The 6,913-nt window shown below is 42.9% G+C and carries 5 protein-coding genes; 3 read left to right on the plus strand and 2 right to left on the minus strand.

The annotated features are described in order from the left end of the window. Both AB4653_RS15155 and AB4653_RS15160 read left to right on the plus strand, forming a co-directional pair. Positions 1–1,324 (plus strand): endonuclease (locus tag AB4653_RS15155; protein ID WP_372104635.1); only part of this gene is annotated, 1,324 nt, incomplete at its 5' end. 588 nt (positions 1,325–1,912) lie between these two features. After that, positions 1,913–2,566, plus strand: a complete 654-nt coding sequence (locus AB4653_RS15160; RefSeq protein WP_009846565.1) for a bifunctional 2-polyprenyl-6-hydroxyphenol methylase/3-demethylubiquinol 3-O-methyltransferase UbiG — start codon at positions 1,913–1,915, stop codon at positions 2,564–2,566. Between the two features lie 253 nt (positions 2,567–2,819). Here the strand turns inward: AB4653_RS15160 and AB4653_RS15165 are convergent, their stop codons facing one another. Next, complete coding sequence (locus AB4653_RS15165) at positions 2,820–4,292, minus strand: carboxypeptidase M32 (RefSeq protein ID WP_102257305.1); 1,473 nt, start codon at positions 4,290–4,292, stop codon at positions 2,820–2,822. Positions 4,293–4,590: 298 nt separating this feature from the next. Here AB4653_RS15165 and AB4653_RS15170 point away from each other — a divergent pair, with 298 nt between their 5' ends. Further along, positions 4,591–5,226: a LysE family translocator gene (locus tag AB4653_RS15170; RefSeq protein ID WP_012603778.1), complete on the plus strand. Its 636-nt coding sequence runs from the start codon at positions 4,591–4,593 to the stop codon at positions 5,224–5,226. A 271-nt stretch (positions 5,227–5,497) separates the two neighbouring features. Here the strand turns inward: AB4653_RS15170 and AB4653_RS15175 are convergent, their stop codons facing one another. Continuing rightward, the gene (locus AB4653_RS15175) at positions 5,498–6,868 is read right to left on the minus strand and encodes a sodium:alanine symporter family protein (RefSeq protein WP_102257304.1); all 1,371 of its coding nucleotides are present in this window, start codon (positions 6,866–6,868) and stop codon (positions 5,498–5,500) included. Positions 6,869–6,913 lie beyond the last annotated feature (45 nt).

The following is a 6,913-nucleotide window of genomic DNA, read 5'->3' on the forward strand; positions in this document are numbered from 1 at the left end:
AGGCAACGTGAAAGCTCGCCTTTTTGTTGATGGCTATTTAGGCTACTCGAATAATGGTTTAACGAATCAGTGGCAAGCATTGACTCACTCGTACAGCGCTACGAGCACTAAAGATATCGTTGTGGGCATACGATTTTATGATGATGCAGGTTTTGATGGTGCGGAAGTGGTGTATTTAGATAACTTTCAGCCTACGGAGACTCCACCAACACAAAGCTGCAATGACACAAGTGCCGCACTCACGCTAGTGACGGATAACTATGGCTCTGAAACCAGTTGGTCTCTCAAAAACTCAGTTTCTCAAACTCTTTATTCTGGTTCAGACTATCAAAGTAACACCAACAATGAAGTGGAAATGTGTTTAGCAGATGGTAGCTACACCCTAGAAGTCTCAGACTCTTATGGAGATGGGATGTGTTGCAGTGTGGGGAATGGTTCATACAGTTTGTCGGTAAACGGAACCGTTGTGGCATCTGGTGGTGATTTCCAAGCAAGTCAGAGTACAGAATTTACGATTGGTGGCTCAACTACACCACCAACTGAACCACCAGTGTTAGGTGAGTATTACAAAGACGCTGAAGGCAAAGTGGGCTTTGCGTTAAAAACGGCCTTGTATCAAATTATTGATAATCATAGTAGTCAGGGTTACACCGCTATTTGGACGTTAGTGTCTGAGGCTGACCTAGACGCATACTATGACACTGATGGGTCGATTCTCGATATGTATTCGGAGAAACCTTCAGGCTCAGATTCAATCCAATTTACTAAGGTGGCCGATCAATGTGGTCAATACAGCAAAGAAGGTGATTGCTACAACCGTGAGCACTCATTCCCGAAAAGCTGGTTTGGTGGGAAAGTCGAGCCAATGAACTCTGACGGTCACCATTTATTTGCCACTGACGGTTACGTTAACTCGAAACGTAGTAATTGGCCATTTGGTGAGGTGAGTAGCGCGACATACACATCAAGCAATGGTTCTAAGTTAGGCAGTGCAGCGAACTCTCTTGGTTATGTCGGTACGGTGTTTGAGCCAATTGATGAGTTTAAAGGTGATTTCGCAAGAGCATATTTCTACATGGCAACACGCTATGAAAATGAAATCGCTAATTGGGAAGGAAACTCTACAAGCTCTGATGCCGTTCTGGATGGAACCAATACAACCGTTTTTGAACCTTGGCTACTTACTATGCTAAAGCGTTGGCATTCTGAAGATCCAGTAAGCCAAAAAGAAATCGACCGAAATAAGGCGGTACATGATTTCCAAGGGAATCGTAATCCGTTTATTGACCATCCAGAGTTTGTAAGCCAAATCTGGGGAAATTAATCGGAATATAACCACCATGACAATGGTTTCATGATTATTCAATTGAGCCCAATCCTTTGTTTGGGCTTTTTTATTGATAGGCATTAGAGAGCATGATTTAAAATATGTGAAAAAGCATATTGTCATGAAGGTCCGTATACTTGTCAGTGATCGGCACCATCAATACTGGACGCTACGTTAAGTAACTTTCCATACCTATAGTTATCTCTGAATTGTTAATTTAGGGGAAGCTGTAGATCATTTATGCCCAAAAGTGAGCCAGAGAGGGATTGAACTCAGTTTTAAACCCTGCAACTTGCCTTACTTTTCCTCATGCCTAGAGATCCAACAATGTAGCTAAATTTTCTAATCCACAACAGACTGATCTTAAATCACAGTTACGCACGAATATGTTGTTCAACTATTTCTCGGCTATTGAATAGTAGAAAACTAAAGGGAAGTTTTTGATTGATAAAGTGCCTTGAATCGGAAGCAATATGTGCTCGCACGCTTATTAAAATGTTATATTTCTTATCTCTGGTATGATTTGCAATCTTCACTTTTTAGTATAAATTGCACTTTAATAATTTATAACTATATGAAATTAACATGAATCAAGAAGCCTCAATTGCTGGACAAGCGGTTTACTCGAAGAAAGTACTATCAATATACGATTTCTGGGTTTTAGGAGTATCAAATAACTATTTTTGGAAATGCCCAACTAGACTTATTAGTGAGCAATTTTCAATGTTAGTTTCATCTAATCATTTAGATGTTGGCGTTGGCTCAGGTTATTACCTTAAGAATTACCTACCACAAACAACAAAACGTATCGCTTTGCTAGATTTGAATGAAAATAGTCTTGATACAACCTCAAAAGCAATTAGTCATTTTCAACCTGAAGTTTACTGTGGGGATGTACTTGAGCCTCTTGAATTAAGTATCGAAAAATTTGACTCAATTAGTGTTAATTATTTACTTCATTGTTTGCCTGGAAATTTAATTGGTAAAGGCATTATGTTTAAGCATTTAAAAAGCTATATGAACGAAGGTGGGGTTTTGTTTGGTAGTACAATTTTAGGTAAGGGTACGAAACTGAATTTTTTCGCTAAAAAATTGATGGGTGTTTACAATAAGAAAGGCATATTTAGTAATAACAACGATGATTTAGACTCATTGGTGACATCGTTAAATGAACACTTTACTGATGTAAAAGTGGAAGTTATAGGGTGTGTTGCATTGTTCTCAGGTAAAAAAATATAACAAATGATCTGCTCCAGTGATACTGGACACTCACGTAAGCGAATTTTTCCATACTTTCAATAATTCATGCTTTGCTATATTAGCAAAAGACGCAACTCGGAATTGTCCAATTCCGCGCTAGCAGGTACCAGGATATTCCGTGATTGTTAGGTTCGATGAAGGGATAAATCTTCAAATCAACCTAAGTATGTTTTGAAAATGAGATTAAAAAGGCTGAAGCAATAAACTGATCAGCCTCTATCGATTTATTCCATTAAAGGTAACGGCTTCTTAGGTGATCTTTGAAGTATTGCGCATTCAAGGTTTCACCGGTTGCGCCTTTCACCAAGTCATCGGTGTTAAGCAGGCTGCCTTTACTCCAAATATTCGATTCTAACCAAGTGAAGATAGGGGATAGGTCGCCACTTTCAATCACAGCGTTCACATCCACTGTTTTCTTCATTGAAGCCATGAACTGAGCCGCGTACATCGCCCCTAGTGTGTAAGATGGGAAGTAACCGAATGCGCCGTCCGTCCAGTGAATATCCTGCATACAGCCATTAGTGAAATTGCCTTGAGTGCTTAATCCAAGGTATGACTGCATCTTAGTATTCCATAGTTCTGGCACATCGGTGTGTTTGATCTTACCGTTGATCAAGTCACGTTCAATTTCGTAGCGTAAGATAACGTGTGCAGGGTAGGTAAGCTCATCAGCGTCAACACGGATGAAGTCTTTCTTCACGCGAGTGTAGATCTTCTGGAAGTTCTCTTTCTCAAACTCTGAACCTGAGAATTGCTGCCCCGCCAAGTTTGCTAAGTGTCCGATGAATGGGTCGCTGCGGCCAACTTGCATCTCGAAGAACAAAGATTGAGATTCGTGGATACCCATAGAGCGCGCTTCGCCCGCCGGTTGGCCTGCTAGGTGTTTTGGTAAGCCTTGTTCGTAACGCGCGTGCCCTGTTTCATGCACTATACCCATTAAGCTTTGAACGAATTCAGCTTCGTCGTAGCGGGTTGTGATACGCACGTCTGAAGGCACGCCGCCACAGAATGGGTGAACACTTTCATCCAATCGGCCGTGTTCAAAATCGAACTGAAGCAGCTTCATGACTTCTAAACCAAGTGCTTTCTGTTTCTCGGTCGAATAGATGCCAGATGGCGCATTAAATTGCTCGCTCGATTGTTTTTCGATTACTTCATCAATCAGGTTTGGCAGCCATGTCTTAACGTCGGCAAACAAGACATCAAGTGAAGCAGAGCTGGTGCCTGGTTCATAGATATCAAGCATGGCATCATAAGGTGTTAGGTTCGCCGCATCGGCGCGGATCTGTGCTTCTTCACGAGACAGCTCAACCACTTCACGCCAGTTCTTTTCAAAACCAACCCAGTCGTTTTCTCCACGTTGGCTACGCCACGCATGCTCACATTTTGAACCCGCTAGAGATTTCGCTTCCACCAATTTTTCTGGAAGTAGGTTAGCTTGTTGCCATTGGCGTTTAATTTCACGCAGAGATGATTGTTGTTCGTTGTTCAGCGCTTCGTTTTCAGCGTCTGCAATCCAATCTCCAAGTTGTGGTTGCGTCATCAACCCGTGAATATGAACCGAAAGCTCGGCCATTGCTTCACTACGAGCTTGGTTACCACCGGCAGGCATCATTGAAGCTTGGTCCCAACCACAAATCGAGGCTAGGTGTTGAAAGCGTGAACATTTTTGAGAGTGTTCGACTAGTTTTTTGAATGCGCTCATTTGACTACTCTTAATTTGGTTTCTGTAAATGATCCTTAGGACTGCGTCAGCGTTAAGGTTCATCTCTCATGTACTTTGATTATGGCTCTACTTTTAAAAGACGCTGACCTTCGGAGTTGAAGATATAGCGAGAAAAGCATGAGGCGGTACGATGCCTTGAATTTACTATTTCTTAACAAATTAAACTGTTCCATTGTGCACAAAATCAGTGAGTTGTATAGCTGGTGGCAATTGTTGCTTGCGAATTGTTCAGATACACGGTATTGATGATAGATCGCTGAACAACAATGACAATGATATGGATATTTTGAACTTTGAGGCATTTTTAATTGCCATTACTATTTTAACGCTAACGCCGGGTTTAGATACGGCTTTGGTGATTCGCAATACGAGCCGTTCTGGCTTATCTGACGGCGTGATGACCAGCTTTGGTATTTGTAGCGGCTTGTATGTACACGCGTTTTTCTCTGCTGTGGGTATTTCTGCAATCCTCGCCCAGTCAGCTGAACTCTTTCAAGCCGTTAAGATGGTGGGTGCGGTTTACCTGATCTGGCTTGGCTTAAGCAGTTTACGAGCTTTGATGAAAAACGGTGGCGGTTTGAAGGTGGGTGAACAAGCTCAGCAAGCATACAGTGCTAAGCGTTCTCTACGCGAAGGCTTTCTGTCTAACGTTCTTAACCCAAAAACGGCAGTTTTCTATTTGGCCTTTTTACCTCAATTCGTAAACCCTGAAGGATCACCATTATTGCAATCTATGTTGATGGCTTCGGTACACTTTATGATTGCGATGGTGTGGCAATGCGGTTTGGCTGGGGCACTTAACTCGGCTAAAAACTTGCTTAAGAATGCGAGTTTTATGAAGTGGATGGAAGGCGTGACTGGCATGGTGCTGGTGGGGCTGGGTGTGAAGCTTTTAATGGAAGAACCTAGCTAAGTCATAGTGACTTAATACCAATCACAGTAAGTAAGTGATCAAAAATAGCGCAGGGAAAAGGCTTGAGAACAAGGCAGCATTTTTTGATAAGTAGTTATTCTACAATCAAAAATACTAACGCAGTTATCGAGCGTTTTAGCAAGCTAGGGTGACCAGTTATTTACTACGATTGGTATAATGTATTGGAATCTAAATCACTGGCACATAGCCATTAGTTTTATAATAAAACGCCCGCACATCATTGCGGGCGTTTTTGATCGCTCAATTCTTATTATGCTTTAACTGCTTCACAATCATTTGAAGAAGTTAACGGTTTGAAGAATAGCTTGGTTTCTTCGATAACAACATGGCGCAGTAAGATAAGCCCAATTAGGTTCGGAATTGCCATTAGGCCGTTCACGATATCCGCCATTATCCAGATCATGTCGAGCTTTAAGAATGCACCAGAAGCCACCAACGCAATGAAGATAATCTTGTAAGGCAATACTGCTTTGGTACCTAGCAAGAACACAACACAGCGCTCACCGTAGTAGTTCCAACCTAAAATTGTTGTAAACGCAAAGAAGATTAAGCCAACAGAAACCAACATAGGGCCAAGGGTGTCTGCATTCAAGCCAACAGCGAATGCATGAGTGGTCATCGCAGCGCCAGAAAGGTCAGTCTGCCAAGCGCCCGTTAAGATAAGTGCCAGACCTGTCATCGTACAGATGATGATGGTATCGAAGAAGGTGCCTGTCATAGAGACAAGCCCTTGTTTCACACATGAGTCTGTTTTAGCCGCGGCTGCTGCCATTGGTGCGCTACCTAAGCCAGATTCGTTCGAGAACACGCCACGAGCGATACCTGATTGGATAGCAAGCATGATGCTCGCGCCAAAGAAACCACCGGTTGCTGCCGTGTTGGTAAACGCAGAAGTCACAACAAGGGTAATGGCATTCAGTAGTTGGTCTGCATTTGAAATCAGAACGCTTAAACACGCGACGACGTACATCACCGCCATCGTAGGAACGACTTTCCCTGCTACTTTAGCGATAGATTGAATACCACCAAGGGTTACAACCGCCACAAGGATCGTGAGGACAACCGCTGACATTTCACGTGATGCGCCAAATGAGATTTGAGTTGCGTCTAAAATTGCGTTTACTTGTGGGAAGGTACCGATACCGAAGCAAGCAACACCGAGCGCGAAGACAGCGAACATGACCGCTAAGATTCGTGAGCCGACACCGTATTGCAGGTAGTACATTGGGCCGCCAACCATTTCGCCATTGCTATCGGTTCTGCGGTATTTAACGGCAAGTAGACATTCTGCGTATTTGGTCGCCATACCAAATATAGCGGCAAGCCACATCCAGAATAGGGCGCCAGGACCACCAATCTTGATTGCGGTCGCTACGCCTACAATATTGCCTGTACCAATCGTTGCGGAAAGCGCTGTACACAAAGCGGCGAAGCTTGATACGTCACCCGTACCGGATTTGTCTTTACTGAACACCATTTTTAGCGCGGTTGGGAGGTGTCTAAACTGGAGTAAGCCTAAGCGAAAAGTAAAATAGATACCTGTACCCACTAGCAGAATAAGTAGTGGTGGTCCCCAAACGAATTGGTTGATGGTTTGTAGTGTAGCTTGTAGGTGGTTCATAGATTCCCCTTAATAAATATAAAATTTAAGGAGAAGAGGGAAGGC

It is taken from the genome of Vibrio sp. 10N.222.48.A3, from assembly GCF_041475345.1.
In the GTDB taxonomy this organism is placed as follows: Bacteria; Pseudomonadota; Gammaproteobacteria; order Enterobacterales; family Vibrionaceae; genus Vibrio; species Vibrio tasmaniensis_A.

Bases quoted from the DNA above. Each gene is read 5' to 3' on its own strand.
- AB4653_RS15160 (WP_009846565.1), top strand. From the start codon at position 1,913: ATGAATCAAGAAGCCTCAATTGCTGGACAAGCGGTTTACTCGAAGAAA.
- AB4653_RS15165 (WP_102257305.1), bottom strand. From the start codon at position 4,292: ATGAGCGCATTCAAAAAACTAGTCGAACACTCTCAAAAATGTTCACGC.
- AB4653_RS15170 (WP_012603778.1), top strand. From the start codon at position 4,591: ATGGATATTTTGAACTTTGAGGCATTTTTAATTGCCATTACTATTTTA.
- AB4653_RS15175 (WP_102257304.1), bottom strand. From the start codon at position 6,868: ATGAACCACCTACAAGCTACACTACAAACCATCAACCAATTCGTTTGG.